This is a genomic window from Bacillus cereus group sp. MG16, from assembly GCF_040459875.1.
Taxonomy (GTDB): domain Bacteria; phylum Bacillota; class Bacilli; order Bacillales; family Bacillaceae_G; genus Bacillus_A; species Bacillus_A paranthracis.
In genome coordinates this window covers 2,601,299-2,617,574 of the sequence record NZ_JARVHE010000001.1, presented here as the reverse complement: position 1 = coordinate 2,617,574, position 16,276 = coordinate 2,601,299, and the positions used below count along the sequence as shown (strand labels likewise).

Sequence of the window (16,276 nt, the reverse complement as noted above, 5' to 3'; positions counted from 1 at the left end):
ATGACGAATAAAGATCACTTAATTGTTTGTCGATGTGAAGAAGTTACATACGAACAACTTCAATCGACAATTGCTGAATATAAATGCTCGGCTAGAGAATTAAAACTAAGAACACGTGCTGGCATGGGATTTTGCGGTGGCCGCACATGTAGAATGATGATTGATCGAATGATTGAAAATACAAATCTAGGCGTAACTACAAAGGAGATTCCATTGAAATATCAACCACCGGTACGAGCAGTTACTTTTGGATCGGTAGGTGAAAGTAAATGAGTAGAATTACACATCACCCTATTTTAGGGAGTTTACATAATAGTAATCGCATCCCTTTTCAATTTAACGGTCAACAATATGAAGCATATGAACATGAAACGATTGCAGCTGCTTTACTTGCGAACGGAATAAGAACATTAAGAGTGCATGAAGATAGCGGGACACCACGAGGTATTTACTGTAATATTGGACATTGTTCTGAATGCCGCGTCACAGTAAACAATCAAGCAAACGTACGAGCATGCTTAACTGTTGTAGAAAACGGTATGGTTGTTATTAGTGGTAAACAACATCCAAATATCGTGAGAGAGATGGTGAAAAAACGATGAACGATGTCATTGTTATCGGTGCTGGACCCGCGGGCTTATCAGCCTCTATCTCTTGTGCCCGTTTTGGACTAAAAGTACTTGTTATTGATGAATTTATGAAGCCTGGCGGAAGATTGTTAGGACAATTACATCAAGAACCTACTGGAGAATGGTGGAATGGAATAAAAGAATCAAAACGCCTTCACGAAGAAGCACAATCTCTTTCAGTTAATATTCAATGTGGCATTTCCGTCTATAATTTAGATAAAGATGAAAGTTCTTGGTTCGTCCATACGAATATCGGTACATTAGAAGCACCTTTCGTTTTACTTGCTACTGGCGCTGCTGAGTACTCTATCCCTCTTCCTGGTTGGACACTCCCTGGGGTGATGTCAATTGGCGCTGCTCAAGTTATGACGAATGTACATCGTGTGCAAGTTGGGAAAAAAGGAATCATTATTGGTGCTAACATATTGTCATTTGCTATTTTGAATGAATTACAATTGGCAGGAATTAAAGTGGAACATATCGTCCTTCCTGAAAAAAGTGAATTAAGTCAACAGGCTGGTGAACCAGAAGAAGTTTTAAATTCTCTTTTAAATGCGGCTCATCTCGCTCCTTCTGCTTTTCTACGCATAGGTAGCCATTTTATGAAATATGACTGGATTCGAAAAGCCGGATTAACCTTCTATCCAAACAGCGGAATGAAAATAAACGGTACACCTCTTCACCTTCGAAAAGCAGCTCTTGAAATTATCGGAACAGATCAAGTTGAAGGTGTACGCATTGCTAATATTGATACGAAAGGAAATATCGTAACCGGATCGGAACAAATATATGAGGCAGACTTCGTTTGTATTGCCGGTGGCTTATATCCTCTCGCTGAACTAGCCGCTGTAGCTGGCTGTCCGTTCCGTTACATTCCGGAATTAGGTGGGCATGTTCCTCTCCATTCTGAAACAATGGAAACCCCTCTTCCCGGTTTATTTGTTGCTGGTAATATAACTGGCATTGAAAGCGGGAAAATCGCGATGGCACAAGGAACTGTTGCTGGATATTCAATTGTAAAACAAGCAAATAAAAAATCCCATTCGGTGGAACAACAATTGCAACAAGCAATCCAACATGTACATGCGGTACGTCAACAAGCTGCCATTCAATTTAACCAAGGTGTTGATGTCGGTAGACGGAAAATGAATGAAATATGGCGTGATTATTCCCTTGCATATGCACATACTAAAAAGAGCTGCTGAGAATACTCTCAACAGCTCTTTTTCCTACTCATCTGAGTTATTAAATTTCGCTAACGCGTAAATACCTTCTTCATCATCTAATTCAAGTTGTAATCTCGCCGCAAATGAATTGACATTATATTCTCTGTCAAGTAATAAGCGTAGTGCTTCGATTAAGTTCGCTTGAATTAAAATTTGTTGGCGACCATTTACCTCTACTTCAGCAGAAAAACCATAGTCATCGTCGTACATAAGTTCAACTAAAACTTCTTCTGGACCAACTTGTCTTTTTTCAGCGATATATACGCAAAGGGCATTGATCAGTTCTTGTTCAGAAATTTTTATCGTTTCCATGCTACTTCATCTTCCTTTTTCTTACGTTGATCTTTGAAGTATTTAAATGCACGAATTGCTAACATTACGATACCAGCCATTACTAACATATTTACCATAAATGCTAATACAGAACCAAGAGCTCCCATATTTGCAAATAAGCTACCCATTAGTAAACCACCGAGACCACCTAGTAATAAACCTTTCATAAAGCTTCCTTTATTACTTTTTGGTGCTGTATTTGTTGCTTTTGTTTTTGAATCAGGAGTCGTTTTTTGAGAATTTACATTTGAGTCTTTTTTGTTTAAATCAACTTTTGACTTTTGACCTGAACTTGGTGTAAATGACTTTTTACCAGATTTGTAACTCTTCGCTGCTGCGTGATCTACAAACATGAAGCTACTAGCTCCAAAGATAACCATGAATGCTGTCATGACTGCTACAAGTTTTTTCAACATATTATATCCATTCTCCTTTTATATAGATATATGTGAAATCTACCTTTCTAGTAAATTCAGAATGATAGATTTATTTTTAAAAACATTTTAAAGGTTCTTATGAACTTATTATATGAACTTTTGTCGAAATATGCAAGTGTTATTTACTTCCGACAGTTTAGTGACAAAGGAAAAATTAAGCAAAACAGAATTGACTTTAAATGAAACAAAACATATTATAGGTTCATAAGAACTTTTTATTATTTATGGAGGTGAAAAGATGGAAACATTTCATCTCACACGAAACGAAATGGCTACCCTTCTTCTATCATTAAGAGGATGGAATACGAAAAAGCCTCTCGGTATTTTACAAGAAGCTTGGGCAAAGTCACATAAAAAAGATATTGAAAGCGGACAAAGCGTAACTGCTTTTATTACTACCGCACTTTCACCTATTTTTGAAAAACTGATAAAAATTGACGATACAGACGTCGGTTTCTCTTTAAATGAAATAGTCGCGCTTGGCAATCAGATCGAAAACACAAGTTTCTCTGTAACTGCCATGCAAAACTGGGTGAAACGAGATATAAAAGAAATGATTGGCTCTCCTCAAAAAGGAAAAAAATATTCAATTGAACAAGCAGCCTTACTATTCATTGTTGAAGATTTAAAAACAGCACTTGATTTTGAATCCATTCGTAAGCTATTACGCCTTATCGTAAATGACCCAGCCGATCGAAGTGATGACTTAATCAATCCTGTTCATTTATATGGAGCATACTCTTCTCTATTTGAAGAACTCAATCAAGGGAATTGCTTACAATTAAATGCAACAGATACAATCCATACAATTGAAAACATCGTAAAAGAAAGAGCTGATAAAATTGCAAGCAAGTTCGATCAAGTTAACAACGAACAACGCGAAGCAATTCGTAACGCCATTATTATCGCCACACTTTCTGTACATACCGCATATGTACAAATGTTAGCGAAACGTTACGTAACAGCAACGTTATTTTTACAGAACTTAGATGTGAAGCCGTAAAAAAACAAGCATCCCCCTACCTTATATGTAAAACTGGGAGATGCTTGTTTTTTAAATCGATATAAGATGCAAAAATCGTTTGCATATAAGTTTCATTTTAAAATGGCTCTTGATTATGTAATTATCATTACTAATCTATAATTCATTCAACAATTTTCATTTCGTGCTATTAAATTCCTATTAGATTTTCTCGATAAACTTAATTACATCATCGTTGTAATTGTATTTATCATTAATTTCTCGCAATAATTCAATATCGTGAGTATGAGTTTTTCCTGTCTCGAGCAATTCGCGATATAAATCAATATAAGGAAGATTTTTACTAATAGCGTTTTTTAATTCCTTTTCTACATCATAAGAAACTTTTTTAAATCTCACCTCCGCAATCCCTGCCTCATCAATCTCAAGAATTGCATACTGAGCACGTAAGTCAGAGTTTAGCTTATTCCACTTGTAAAAAGGTTGTCCAACTGTTCCTGGGTTAATAATTAATTGATCATTGCTACTATAGCGCAACAATTGATGGTGGGTATGAGCGTAAATCGCAATATCATATTCACGATCAAATAACCGGTCAAACTGTTCCTGATTATTAGTTGGCCACAAATCTCCCCCGTAATTTTTATTTTGTAGATTATGACTAATACTGATCGATAAATCATTAACCTGTTTTGTTATCTGTAATGGTAAATTTTTAATTTTCTTAATATAGTTTTCATCCAAGTTTTCACATTGATACTGAACTAATCTAGAAACATAAATATCAGTTGCGTTATCAATATCAATGTTTTTATTAAGAACATCAAGAAAGCTATCTTCCCAGTTTCCTTGTACATAAGTATCAACGTTAATACTTTCTAACATTTCAAATAAATCATTCGATCCAGGACCAGGCATAATTAAATCTCCTAAAAACCAATACTCAGTCACACTTTCTTTCATAGAATCTTCGATAACTGCTTTTAAAGCAGTTGCATTTCCATGTACATCTGCCAGTAATGCAATTTTATGTTTCATGTATTTTCTTCACTCTCCCTAATTCATGCTATATTCAGAACTAAATACACATACTTTTTTCTTTCGATACTGTTTCCTCTTTCTTAACTTTAATCATTTCGTACACTTTCACTTCATTCTCTATATACGATTTTATTTTTTTAAATCCAGCTTTCTCATAACAACGAATTGCCCTCTTATTATCTTCCCTAACTTGCAATAGAACTGCTTCTATATCAGGGTCTAAAAATGATTTATTAATAAAATACTTTGTAATCTCCGTCCCAATCCCTTTTGAATATAAATTCGAAACGCCGATGAGAATAGAGTATTCCATCACATATGTATCATCATATTTCGTCTTTTTTAATCCGACCCTACCTATTACTTCATCCTTCACTACTATTACATGATAACTTGCATAAGAACGCGACAATTTTTCAGTCCAGTACTCACGAAGCACTTCGATTGTATATCGCTTGAATGGTTTTATATCCGCTATGTTATGTAATTCTTCATCGTTATACCATTCTAATATAACTGGTAAATCATCCATTTCTAAAAGACGTTCTTTCCAAACCATATTTCCACCTCATCCATTTTAAATTAAATATGCATATTCTTTTTTAGGTAACCTTACTATCTCTCGAATAAAAAGGGATTTTTCTAAAATGTCCTCTAACTGCCCCTCACTATAGACGTAAATACCACCTACATATGAACTGTACGCCTTTTTCTCAGTTATTATCGCTAAATTGTTGTTTTCCTTTTTAAAATCACCCTCCACCCCTTTTTGAAATGATAAACTTTTAGCACCCGAAAAATAAAGTTGAATTAACGCCACTAATTGTTTGTCCTCTGATTTTGCAAAGCACTGAATTTCATGTAAAATCATTTCATCTTGTAATGGAAGAAAGTCCTCTACTAATAAATCCTCTTCTTTATGAAAGAAATTTTGTAATTCAGGGGTATAGAATTTAAAGTTTTTTTCAGTTATCTTTTGAAAAATGGATTGCAACAATAAATCTTTTCCTATTACAAACGGATGACCAAAGCCATAATTATAAAGTCCTTCTTTCATTTTCATTAGTTGTTCAATCAAAGGGATTCCCGATTCTTCAATGACAAGTTTACCGTTTATAAAACGCATACTAGCTATCAGTTCTTCTATCTGTAATCCACCTATCTCAAGCGATGAATAATATAAATCCCTATTCCAAAAATCTAATTGATCCATTCCTAATGAATTAAACAAAAGTTCATCTATAATTAGAAAAACTCCATCTTCTGTTAAAGCTTTCATTACATCATCTAATAATCCAGGGGTCTGATTTAAAATTGTGCGTATTTCTTCGTCCTCTTGAATGATTCGTATAGTCCACTCACCATGATCTTCACCTGATATTTGTTGAAAACAATGCGAATACGGGCCATGGCCAACATCGTGTAGAAGTGCTACAACAGATAATAATTCCCTCTTATATTCTGATAATTGAATATCACCAATATTCGTAAGATGTTCTATCACTTTATTTACAAGTACATATACACCTATTGAATGTTCTTTCCTCGTATGTATTGCGTTTTCGTGTAAAAAATATGTATGTCCTTGTTGTTTAATATACGCCAATCTTTGAAATGCTTTTGTATCCATCAATCGAAGGATATGTCTATCACAAATAGTAATTTCCCCATAAATCGGATCATTAAATTGCATGTATTCTCCTCCTGTTTTTACAAATTAAAAACCTATATAATTATACTTAATTTTCAGTTTATTATCATTAACATATGAGAAATTTTTAATAATCTTTTCATTATCTCTTCATAAAAACTGACCTTATATGCTTTATTATAATACTTATAAGAGACATAAAAGAATTGAAATAGCAATCCCCTATACAAATAAGGTATAATCTACACATAGTGAATCTTTTATGTTATTAAGTATAAGGTTCACCTATTCAAAAATACATAAACTAGAAGGTGCAACAATGGTAAGTAGTTTTATTCATTCAGTATTAACGTTTTTTGAGGGATTAGGTTATTGGGGCATTATGCTTGGACTTATGATTGAGATTATCCCAAGTGAGATTGTCCTTGCTTATGCGGGATTCCTAGTATTCAATGGTAGTATCTCATTTGTAGGTGCAGTTGTATTTGGTACAATTGGCGGCGTTATTGCTCAAATTTTTATTTATTGGCTTGGACGATACGGTGGACGACCTATATTAGAACGATACGGAAAATATATTTTCATTCATAAAAAACATATAGATGCTGCAGAAGATTGGTTTAATCGTTACGGAACTGGCGTCATTTTTACAGCACGCTTCATTCCAGTAGTGCGTCATGCGATTTCAATTCCTGCTGGTATTACAAAAATGTCATTCCTACGTTTCACTACGTTAACAGCACTTGCAATCATCCCTTGGTCTATCATTTTCATTTACTTAGGTGAAAAACTAGGTGAAAATTGGGAGAATATTAATGATATCGCTGGACCATATGTGAAATCATTCGCAATTGGTGGCGTCATACTTATTGTTTTATACTTCGTTGTAAAAAAATGGACAAAAAAACGTAAAATTTTGCGTAAAAATATATAATAAAAACCGCTATACATTCATTACGAATGTTAGCGGTTTTTATTATAGGCTTGATTTTGTATTAGAAATTGTATTATTTCTTCTTTGTGCTTTAAGTCATGTTGAATGAGTGATGAAAAGTAATGATTTAATTTCACTTTTTTAGTGCCAAATTGGTAGACATTATAAAAATATTTGGTGGGAATTCGCTCAATTTCATCCACTAACTGTTTACGAGTAACACTGAATTGATTTAATAGTCCTTCTTTTGAAATACCAGATCTCGCATATTTAATTGCTCCCTTATTCATTTCCTCAACATCTATTGGAACATTTGGTACAGATTGTCCACTTATAAAGTATGGAATTCTATCCTTTATTAAAAACACGTCCCAAACTATAAAATGTGAAATCACATCCGCAATTGCCCATGAACCTTCTCTTAATGCCTGAAACCATATATCATCAGGTACTTGCTGTAATGTTTGACACCATTCTATTATATTTAACTTTTCTTCTAAAATATTTTCTTTCTTCATTATGCATTCCTTTCTCGCACTTGTAATTCATTCATATGAATATCTTCTAGGAATTATATAAAAAGCCTCCATAATTATGTGGATAAGCAACAATTCACTCATTCATTTCGTATATTATCTCAAAAAGGAGTGATTCCCCTATGCATTGGCAACAAAAAATACAATACTTAATCGGACGCCCTATCGGTATTTCCTTCATAAATGGGCAAGGAACCTCTGGTGTATTATGTTCAGCACATGATGGTCAATTATATGTGTATGAATACCTTTATCAAGCGCAGTTCGCAATGAAGCATTATGATTTTAGACAAATTCAAGATATACATGCCTTTCCGAATTGCCCACATCAAAATCCTCTATACTAAAAAAGGAACAGCTTATAGCCGTTCCTTTTTCTCCACACTTATTTCTCAGTATAAAAGTTTTGCACTGCTTCATCAAAGTAAATCCAGCCTTTCCAACCTAAATGAATTGTATCTTTTAAGAAATATTTATCATATTCATGGCCAGAGAAATCGACTACTGGATATCCAGCTTTCTCAACTTGTTCCCTAACTTTTTTATAATACACTTCACGGCGCTCTTTAGGGAAACCAGCGTAATCATACCACGGTCCATTTACAGGTACAGAAATAAAGAGCGGCTTGACATTTTTCTCTTTAAAAATATTTAAAACAATTTGTAAGTCATCATATTCTGGTGATTCTTCATACGATTCATTTGCTCTAAAGTTTTTTAACCCTTTTAATTTTTTCTTTAAATTATGTTTATAGTAATATGGATTTTCAATTCCGAATGTGTTTGTAGTAGATTCCGCTTTCCCTTCTTCTTCCGCATGTTTACGTGCATCTACCCAAGAAATTGAACGTAGTCCCACATTTGTTTTTTCTTTCATCGGCTCAATCTTAAATATGGAGTTAAATAAATCTCTATGATCTAAAATATTTCGATGCATATAAGCAAGTGGTTTAACTAAGCCCGCTTTTACGTTATGTTTCGTATCATTAAATACAATACCTTCTAATGAATTTTTTAATATATCATCTTCTTGAACAACTTTATAATCTAAAAGTCGTTTCGCAATTTGCTTCTTCATTTCTACATTTATTTTATCATTAAAAATAAAATGATATGCTTGTTGTTTAGAGAAATTGTTCGTAAAATCCCCCTGCGATACACCAGTCTTTGTAAACCATTGTGGTGATAAAACAAAGACTACTTTTTTACCTTCTAACTCATCCATTGTAGATGTCATATTTAATATATGAGCTAAACTTTGTGTACCGCCAATCCCAATTAAATATGGCGTAAAACCAGCGGGATTTACTTTGAAATAATTAGACGGATGATATGCATCCATTCGTAAAAATTCAGATGAACCGTACATCGGTAAATACTGCGAATTCTCTAACATTTTCTGTTGCAAGAATACACTTTGTAATTTTTCTTTTTGTAAGGAAGTTGCCGCATCTTCTACTTTCTTATCACTAATCATTGATACTAAACTTTTTGATGGGATGAGTACGATAATGAAAAAAAGCACACAAGCTAAAATTATGGGACCAAAAGCATGCTTCATTTTCATTTTTTAGTCCTCTTCCTATCGCAATTGGATTGTAACCCTTGTCTTTGACACGTCATCATTTCTCTCCTTTTTCTCTATACATGTTCCATTCTATTTATCTATTATATACATGTATGTATTTCTTTCCTTGTTCTATTAAGACCTATATAGCGCAAGAAAATGTTTCCATAGAAACACGTTAATTATACAAGATTCTACATACATTTCACACTGGAAATTTAGTAATAATTTTATTATTAAGACATGAAAAAACATATAAAATGTCTATAATTCATCAGAAGCTATATTAAATTCAAAATAAGATAAGGTACGTCCACTATAATCAACATTATGAGTATATGTAAAACCTAACTTTCGCAAAAGATTTTTCGAATTGTCATTTGCTATTTTCACCCTAGCAATTACTCTTTTTACACCCATCGTCTCTTTTGCATATTGAATAGAAGCCCCTGCCGCTTCTGATGCATATCCATTTCCCCAATAGTCTGGATCAAGTAGATACATAATCTCTATTTCATCAGTTTCATCCACTTTTCTTAAACCACAATGTCCTAAAAGCTCTCCTGTATTTCTATTAACTAATAACCATACCCCGAAACCATACTGTTCCCAATGTGATATTAGTTGCATAATATAGTCCTTTGCTTCTCCCTTTGACATTCCCCTTGATTTAGCAAGCCATTTGCCAACAGCCTCTTCTTTTACTATGCTATAAAATTGATCAACATCTTCTATAATGGGCTTTCTCATGAATAACCTTTTTGTATGTATTACTTTCTTTTCTTCAAACATAAAACTTCATTCCCCTCCAAAATTTTATACAGACTAGTAAATTATACCATGTACTATTTACCCGACTTTAACTAAAAAACAGACTACCACAAACGTGGAGTCTGTTTTCTCATCCTTTATTTTTGTACATCTGCCCACTTTAAACTTGTTGCTGGTCCAAATTGATGTACGTATAAATCTTTCACATATGGCTTTTGTAAGTACGATAATCCACGCTGGAATACGGGAGCAATTACCGCATCATCTAGCAGCATTTTTTCCGCATCTTGCAGTGCTTTCCAACGAGCTTTTTCATCATTACCTAATTCTGTTTTAATCTTCTTAATTAACGCATCATATTCTGGATTCGCATATTCAGTATTGTTCACACTGCTTCCAGAAAGGAATACTTCTAAGTATGTCATTGGATCTGGATAATCTGGTAGCCAACGTGATAATGACATTTCATATTCTTTCTTCTTCTCTAGCGCTAGCTTTTGCGTATGTGGTTGTAATTTTACATTTACCTTTAAGCCTGGTAAGTTTTTCTCTAGCTGTTCTTTAATGTATTCTCCTACTTTCTTAAAGTTTTCTAAATCATAGTTTAATAACTCAAGCGTTACTTCATTTGTACCAGTCTCTTGCTTCGCCTTTTCCCAATATTCTTTCGCCTGTTTTACATCCGTTTTATTAAACTCACCTGCTGTACTTCTAAAATCTTTTTTATCTGGACCTTTTAAAAATCCTTTTGGCACGTAATAGTTTGCAGCAACCGATCCATCATTTAAAAATGAAGTCGCAAGTCCTTTCTTATCAAACACTGTACTTAATGCAAGACGTGCATTTTTATTTTTAAGAATCGGCACATTTTCATTAAATCGGAAGAAGTACATAACTGGATCTGTATATTGTTTTAGCTCTTTATTATTTTTATATTTATCTACGAATTCTGTAGAAATGACAGCTCTATCAACTTTATCTGTTTCATATAAATTTACCGCAGTTGAAATTTCTTTAACAATTTGATAGTTTACTTCATCTAGCTTCACTTCTTTTTTATCCCAATACTTATCGTTTTTCTTCATCATAAAACTAGCTTGATGCTTCCAATCAGATAATGTAAATGGCCCATTATATACTGTTTTATTTGCTTCTAATCCATATTTATCGCCTTGCTCTTTCGCATATTTCTCGTTAATTGGATAGAAGGACGGTAAAATAAGTAGTTTCGTAAAATACGGTACAGGATGTTCCAACTCTACAACGAACGTTTTATCATCCTTCGCTTTTACTCCTAATTCCTCTAATCCTAGTTGTTTCTTATTTATTTTCTCCGCATTTTTCACATCGTACGCAATGTATGCATATTGAGAAGCAGTATCCGGATTAATAAGCTGCTTCCAAGCATATACGTAATCTTGCGCTGTTACTGGATCTCCGTTAGACCACTTCGCATCACGCAAGTGGAATGTATATGTTTTCCCATCTTTACTCACTTCATATTTTTGTGCTCCAGCCTCAATCACTTCATCATTTTTCGATAAACGGAATAATCCTTCCATTACGTTATTTAAAACGTTAAATGATACTGCATCTGTTACTTTCCCTGAATTTAACGATGGAATTTCACCCGTTTCTAGTAACTGTAATACTTTCTTCTCATCTTTCGGCTTTGTCGTTGTTTTTTCTTTTGCGCAGCCAACTAAAATCGAAGAAACGAATAGAGTACTAACTAATGAGTAGCGAACAAATTTTTTCATTTGAAAACCCCCTCTATTTTTTAAGGTAAGTAACGACGAGCACCAGCGTATTCTTCTATATATCCAGGTGTATTTAACGGGATAATCTCTACTGATCTTTCAGCTCTTGGTGAGTGAATCATATTTCCGTCACCAATATACATTCCCACATGATGGACACTACCTTTCCCTTGATCATATGCAAAGAAGATTAAATCTCCTTTTTGTAAATTTTCTTTATCCACTGCAACTCCATTTCTCGATTGCGGACCAGAATCTCGTGGAATTGTAATACCGTGCGATTTATAAATCGTATGTGTAAATCCAGAGCAATCAAATCCGAAACCACTTGTACCAGCCCAAATGTACGGTAATCCTAAAAACATTTTCCCTGTGTTTATTAAATCATCGGCCGTCGGGGTTGGAATATCATTTTGAGAACGGTAAACCGTTCCATCATTTTTTCGTAGCCAAGCTTTCTGCCCATTTGGTAGCAACACGCGGTATGAAATCGTATCTTCACTAAGTAGCGGCAGTCGCGTATTATAGCTCACTTCAAGCGATTTATGTTTTTCAGAAGGATTTATATATAAAATGGCTGTCGGTTTTGTTACTAATACGAAAGGTTCATTTGTTTTATCTGCAAATTCTTGATTATATGTTAACTGTTTTTCAGGCATCCATCCTGGGTAGCCTTCTTCATTTCGAGGTGTTGGCTGACCATGGACTAACACTTTCACCCAATCCCCTTTTTTATCTACAACTGTTACTTCTTGGCCTAATAATGCTTGCGTTTCTAATTTATTTGCACTTGTTAACCAAAGTTTCTCATCAAGCGTCATCGATTTCGTCCACTTCCACAAATCAACTGGATTTGTAGCACTTGGTGCATCAATTGGCCGTAATGAATCAGGCGTGGTCCAAAGTGTTGCAGCAGATACATCGATAAAAGCCTTACTATCTTTCTTTTCTTCAGCATTTGCTGATGTAAACGATGAAAATATAAATAAAGTTGTTAAAAATGCAGTTCCTACTTTTTTCATACATATCCCCCTTAAAAGATAATTTACTAGTCTCTTCTCCTAAGATTTACTATTCACTGTCGATTGAAGGTTTACCTTTGATCCAGAATAAGTCATTCCTTCCGGTTCTTCCATTAACCAAAGCGGTGCATCAAGATCGAAGTAATGAATATTAGGATGTGCAGCAGCTAAATGTGCAACAGCGCTAACAGAAAGAGAAGATTCCATCATGCTTCCTACCATACATTTCACACCAGCTGCTTCTGCAATATCGGCAATACGCCACGCTTCGCGAATGCCACCACATTTCATTAATTTAATATTGATTAAGTCTGCATATCTTCCTTGCACAATTTTTAATGCATCACTCGCTGAAAATATGCTTTCATCTGCCATAATAGGCGTTTGTACATGATCTTTGACGTACTTTAATCCATCCCAATCTTTCGCATGAACAGGTTGTTCAATAAATTCAATATTTAAATTGCGATTTTCCATCTCTTTAATGATAGAAACTGCCTCTTTTGGATTCCACCCTTGATTTGCATCTAATCGTAACGTCGTATTTTTTGGTACGCTATTTCGAATCGCTTCAATACGTTCTAAGTCTAAGTGTGCAGATTTCCCAACTTTAATTTTTAAAGTTTGAAATCCTTTTTCTACATGTTGCTTTGCCTCTTTCGCCATAATGAACGGTTCATCTACACTTACAGTAATATCTGTGTGAATTTCTTTTTTTCCACCTAATAATGCGTAAAGTGGAACGTTATGATACTGACAATACACATCATATAAAGCGATATCTACCGCCGCTTTTGCACTTGGATTTCCAATACAACTCATTTGAATGTGCTGTAGTAACTGCTGAAACTGAATAATATCTTGACCAATTAAACTTAAACGCATCGGCCCTAAAATTGCTTCTTCAATCCCACTAGCGAAATCCCCCGTAATAACTGGTGTTGCAGCTGCAGCACCCTTGCCAACAATTCCTTCATCTGTATGAATATATACGTCTATACTTTCTATTTCGGTTACAGTACGAAGCGCCGTTTTAAACGGTGTATGCAGATTTACACGTCTACGATTTACTTTTACATCAGTAATTTTCATTTTGTTCATCCTTTCGTTTTCTCGCAAAATAGAACCTTAATTCACAATGATTTTGGAGCAATACATCTCCTCTTTTGCCTACTTTTCATGTGGAAGGTTAATGGGAAATAAAAAAATCCAGCCATAAGAAGATTCTTACGGCTGGATTTTGTCTATGAATGTGTAGACAAAGCAGCGATTTGATTATATTTTTTCTGTGCATCTTTTAATGCTACAAGTAGTGCTTTTTGAGACGAACCGAAATAACGATCTTTTATTTCCATTACTAATTCTGGGTCATTAATATTTTTATGTAGAAATAAATATTTAACGAATTGAGATGTTAATGCAATTGTCGCTGAGCAATCTGCATCTACAATTTCCCCAGTCTCCTTAACAAGTACAAACGCTACAAAATAGCTTTTAAACTTTTCGGTAATGGGATTATTTTGAGGTGCTTTCGCATCCCCTACGACATAAATTGTATTTGAAGCGTACACAGCTCTCTTCCTTTCTAATACGGGATAACGGTTTTCTTAATAGTCGTATGAGTGATAAACTCAACATGGATTAAAAAATGTATCCGCTTACCTTGTATTATAATACAATTGACAGAATTTTAACAACATTTATTTTCGTATATATTCCATAAGTACAAAAACAGCTCGAGCTCTTCATTTTTACAATATGTAATTGTTTCTTGTACCATGACATTCATACATGAAAAAACAGCTAGCTATTGCTAACTGTTCTATTACACTACTTCGGCAACACAAATATAGTTTCATTTGATTTAGAAAATTGATATTCTTTTCTCGCAAACTTTAAAATTTCTTCTTCATCGTCTGTTAAATTTTCTATGTTAGTCTTTAAAGAAGCCTTATCTTTCTTTAAAGAAACCAATTGTTTTTTTTGGTTCGTTATTGTATCTTTTTTTTCTACAATTATTTCTTGTTGTTTCGTTAAAATAAATTGAACGTACAAAGTAGCCGCCGCAATAAATATAAACATGAATATAAATCGCCTTAGTTTTTTCTTATTAATTGCTCGATTTTCATTAGACTGTGATAGTTGTTCTTGTATATTAGGAACATTTATTCGCTTGAGTTTCCTCATTATGAAATCCCCCTAACACATATATTTTCACTACCATCGGCATGATTTCTTATTAACTTTAATTCTATTCTTATAAAATAAGCTCCTTCACAAAAATATCTCACTAATTAACCAATTAAAGATAGCATTCGACGACATTTCTGTATTTTTGTTGCATTTTTTTATGTATACTGCCATAAAATAGTAGTTTCTGTTATTCTTTTTCTACTATTGTAGAAGAGTTTTTTTACATACAAGTTTCTCCTTGTTTTAACATGATTACAAGGAGGAAAGAGATGCATTGTCGTATATTTGATAAAACCAGAATGACTATTTAAGAGCTTAAGTTTAGAGCATAGATCATACCTATATACACTTAAAATAAGAAAAAAGCCCAATTTGGGCTTTTTTAATTTTGTAAATCAATATCATATTCCATACTTTTTGCCGTATCCTCAGCAACCTCCACACCTAACAAATTTTTCACAATATGAAATGACATATTAATACCAGCTGAAATACCTGCCGATGTAATGATGTGCCCTTCATCTACAAATTTCACATTCTCCATTACTTCTACATTCGGAAAATCTTTTTTGAACGTTTGAATACTAGCCCAGTGCGTTGTGGCTTTTAAGCCATCCAGTAAACCGGCTTTCGCAAGTAATAACGCTCCAGTACAAACTGAAGTTATTAGTTTTACTTCTTTCATTTGCTGACGAACCCAATTGATTATAATATCATTTTGCACTTCATTTTCCCGTGCGCCTTTACCACCTGGAATGATTAATATATCAACTGGTGGTAAATCTTTAATACTATAATCAGGCTTTACCTTTAATCCGTTCCTTGCTGTAATCATTTCTCCATTTTGACTAACTGTATAAACAGTAAATGGTTTTTCTTCATCCGCTTCGGTTACAGAAAAAACTTCAAATGGCCCCGCGAAGTCTAACACTTCTACCTCGTTAAATAAAAATATGCCTACACTCCATTTATTTATCATACGTTCACTTCCTGTTTTAAATGATGTAAAAGATGATCATATCCTTTTTCTAAGGCAATATCATATCCTCTTCTATATGTTCTATTAAATATTATATTTTCCTTTCAAAACAATAGTTTACATAATAATATTATCTATCTATTTTTTATCTCTTGCTTTAAATATCGTAATTTTCTGTTAAAATGATGCTAATCATGTTTAATATGGAAGAGAAG

Annotated in this window: 20 protein-coding genes and 1 pseudogene; 6 read left to right on the top strand and 15 right to left on the bottom strand. The window is 33.8% G+C overall.

Annotated elements, in window-relative coordinates; translation table 11 throughout:
* Genes QCI73_RS13485 through QCI73_RS13475 form a run of 3 tightly spaced genes read left to right on the top strand, consistent with a single transcriptional unit; the run spans nt 1 to nt 1,834 of the window.
* Entirely contained in the window at nt 1-273 is a 273-nt protein-coding gene (locus QCI73_RS13485; protein WP_353823123.1) for a (2Fe-2S)-binding protein, read from the top strand.
* Nucleotides 270-602, top strand: a complete 333-nt coding sequence (locus QCI73_RS13480) for a (2Fe-2S)-binding protein (RefSeq protein WP_353823122.1) — start codon at nt 270-272, stop codon at nt 600-602. Before QCI73_RS13485 ends, QCI73_RS13480 begins: the two co-directional genes overlap by 4 nt.
* On the top strand, nt 599-1,834 hold the full coding sequence (locus QCI73_RS13475; RefSeq protein WP_353823121.1) for an NAD(P)/FAD-dependent oxidoreductase: 1,236 nt from the start codon (nt 599-601) through the stop codon (nt 1,832-1,834). Before QCI73_RS13480 ends, QCI73_RS13475 begins: the two co-directional genes overlap by 4 nt.
* Before the next feature lie 24 nt (nt 1,835-1,858).
* Here QCI73_RS13475 and QCI73_RS13470 read toward each other — a convergent pair whose 3' ends face one another.
* Both QCI73_RS13470 and QCI73_RS13465 read right to left on the bottom strand, forming a co-directional pair.
* Nucleotides 1,859-2,167: a YxcD family protein gene (locus tag QCI73_RS13470; RefSeq protein ID WP_000447759.1), complete on the bottom strand. Its 309-nt coding sequence runs from the start codon at nt 2,165-2,167 to the stop codon at nt 1,859-1,861.
* Complete coding sequence (locus tag QCI73_RS13465; protein WP_000914477.1) at nt 2,155-2,604, bottom strand: hypothetical protein; 450 nt, start codon at nt 2,602-2,604, stop codon at nt 2,155-2,157. The genes QCI73_RS13470 and QCI73_RS13465 overlap by 13 nt, the downstream gene beginning before the upstream one ends.
* Nucleotides 2,605-2,863: 259 nt before the next feature.
* On the opposite strand from QCI73_RS13465, the gene QCI73_RS13460 reads away from it, so the two are divergent.
* Entirely contained in the window at nt 2,864-3,628 is a 765-nt protein-coding gene (locus QCI73_RS13460; RefSeq protein WP_000447224.1) for a DUF1836 domain-containing protein, read from the top strand.
* A gap of 180 nt (nt 3,629-3,808) precedes the next feature.
* Here QCI73_RS13460 and QCI73_RS13455 read toward each other — a convergent pair whose 3' ends face one another.
* The 3 genes from QCI73_RS13455 to QCI73_RS13445 are packed head-to-tail and all read right to left on the bottom strand — an operon-like array spanning nt 3,809 to nt 6,341.
* The gene (locus tag QCI73_RS13455) at nt 3,809-4,645 is read right to left on the bottom strand and encodes a metallophosphoesterase family protein (protein ID WP_353823120.1); all 837 of its coding nucleotides are present in this window, start codon (nt 4,643-4,645) and stop codon (nt 3,809-3,811) included.
* A 40-nt stretch (nt 4,646-4,685) separates the two neighbouring features.
* Nucleotides 4,686-5,207: a GNAT family N-acetyltransferase gene (locus QCI73_RS13450; RefSeq protein ID WP_000262122.1), complete on the bottom strand. Its 522-nt coding sequence runs from the start codon at nt 5,205-5,207 to the stop codon at nt 4,686-4,688.
* Between the two features lie 18 nt (nt 5,208-5,225).
* Complete coding sequence (locus tag QCI73_RS13445) at nt 5,226-6,341, bottom strand: HD domain-containing protein (RefSeq protein ID WP_353823119.1); 1,116 nt, start codon at nt 6,339-6,341, stop codon at nt 5,226-5,228.
* 277 nt (nt 6,342-6,618) lie between these two features.
* Here QCI73_RS13445 and uptA point away from each other — a divergent pair, with 277 nt between their 5' ends.
* Nucleotides 6,619-7,233 carry an undecaprenyl phosphate transporter UptA gene (gene uptA / locus QCI73_RS13440; RefSeq protein ID WP_327923896.1) on the top strand — a complete coding sequence of 205 codons (615 nt, stop codon included), beginning with the start codon at nt 6,619-6,621 and terminating at the stop codon, nt 7,231-7,233.
* A 29-nt stretch (nt 7,234-7,262) separates the two neighbouring features.
* On the opposite strand, the gene QCI73_RS13435 is transcribed toward uptA, so the two are convergent.
* Complete coding sequence (locus tag QCI73_RS13435) at nt 7,263-7,751, bottom strand: DinB family protein (protein ID WP_353823118.1); 489 nt, start codon at nt 7,749-7,751, stop codon at nt 7,263-7,265.
* A gap of 140 nt (nt 7,752-7,891) precedes the next feature.
* Here QCI73_RS13435 and QCI73_RS13430 point away from each other — a divergent pair, with 140 nt between their 5' ends.
* Nucleotides 7,892-8,116, top strand: a complete 225-nt coding sequence (locus tag QCI73_RS13430) for a hypothetical protein (RefSeq protein WP_000558703.1) — start codon at nt 7,892-7,894, stop codon at nt 8,114-8,116.
* 38 nt (nt 8,117-8,154) lie between these two features.
* On the opposite strand, the gene dltD is transcribed toward QCI73_RS13430, so the two are convergent.
* The 9 genes and pseudogenes from dltD to QCI73_RS13385 form a co-directional block, all read right to left on the bottom strand.
* A complete protein-coding gene (gene dltD / locus QCI73_RS13425; RefSeq protein ID WP_353823117.1) occupies nt 8,155-9,336 on the bottom strand; it encodes a D-alanyl-lipoteichoic acid biosynthesis protein DltD in 1,182 nt (393 codons plus the stop codon).
* Nucleotides 9,337-9,600: 264 nt separating this feature from the next.
* The gene (locus tag QCI73_RS13420) at nt 9,601-10,128 is read right to left on the bottom strand and encodes a GNAT family N-acetyltransferase (RefSeq protein WP_353823116.1); all 528 of its coding nucleotides are present in this window, start codon (nt 10,126-10,128) and stop codon (nt 9,601-9,603) included.
* Nucleotides 10,129-10,244: 116 nt separating this feature from the next.
* Nucleotides 10,245-11,867: a peptide ABC transporter substrate-binding protein gene (locus QCI73_RS13415; RefSeq protein WP_353823115.1), complete on the bottom strand. Its 1,623-nt coding sequence runs from the start codon at nt 11,865-11,867 to the stop codon at nt 10,245-10,247.
* Nucleotides 11,868-11,887: 20 nt separating this feature from the next.
* The gene (locus QCI73_RS13410) at nt 11,888-12,889 is read right to left on the bottom strand and encodes a C40 family peptidase (protein WP_000755453.1); all 1,002 of its coding nucleotides are present in this window, start codon (nt 12,887-12,889) and stop codon (nt 11,888-11,890) included.
* A 39-nt stretch (nt 12,890-12,928) separates the two neighbouring features.
* A complete protein-coding gene (locus QCI73_RS13405) occupies nt 12,929-13,990 on the bottom strand; it encodes a dipeptide epimerase (protein ID WP_353823114.1) in 1,062 nt (353 codons plus the stop codon).
* Nucleotides 13,991-14,133: 143 nt separating this feature from the next.
* Nucleotides 14,134-14,460, bottom strand: coding sequence for a DUF3870 domain-containing protein (locus QCI73_RS13400; RefSeq protein ID WP_000271328.1), 327 nt, complete (start codon nt 14,458-14,460; stop codon nt 14,134-14,136).
* Between the two features lie 259 nt (nt 14,461-14,719).
* Nucleotides 14,720-15,076 (bottom strand): FtsB family cell division protein, encoded by a 357-nt coding sequence (locus QCI73_RS13395; RefSeq protein WP_001228722.1) that lies wholly within the window; start codon nt 15,074-15,076, stop codon nt 14,720-14,722.
* Nucleotides 15,077-15,464: 388 nt separating this feature from the next.
* Nucleotides 15,465-16,061, bottom strand: coding sequence for a DJ-1/PfpI family protein (locus QCI73_RS13390; protein ID WP_353823113.1), 597 nt, complete (start codon nt 16,059-16,061; stop codon nt 15,465-15,467).
* A pseudogene (locus tag QCI73_RS13385) lies at nt 16,058-16,135 on the bottom strand (ankyrin repeat domain-containing protein); the annotation flags it as partial. The pseudogene QCI73_RS13385 and the gene QCI73_RS13390, both read right to left, overlap by 4 nt.
* Nucleotides 16,136-16,276: the final 141 nt, after the last annotated feature.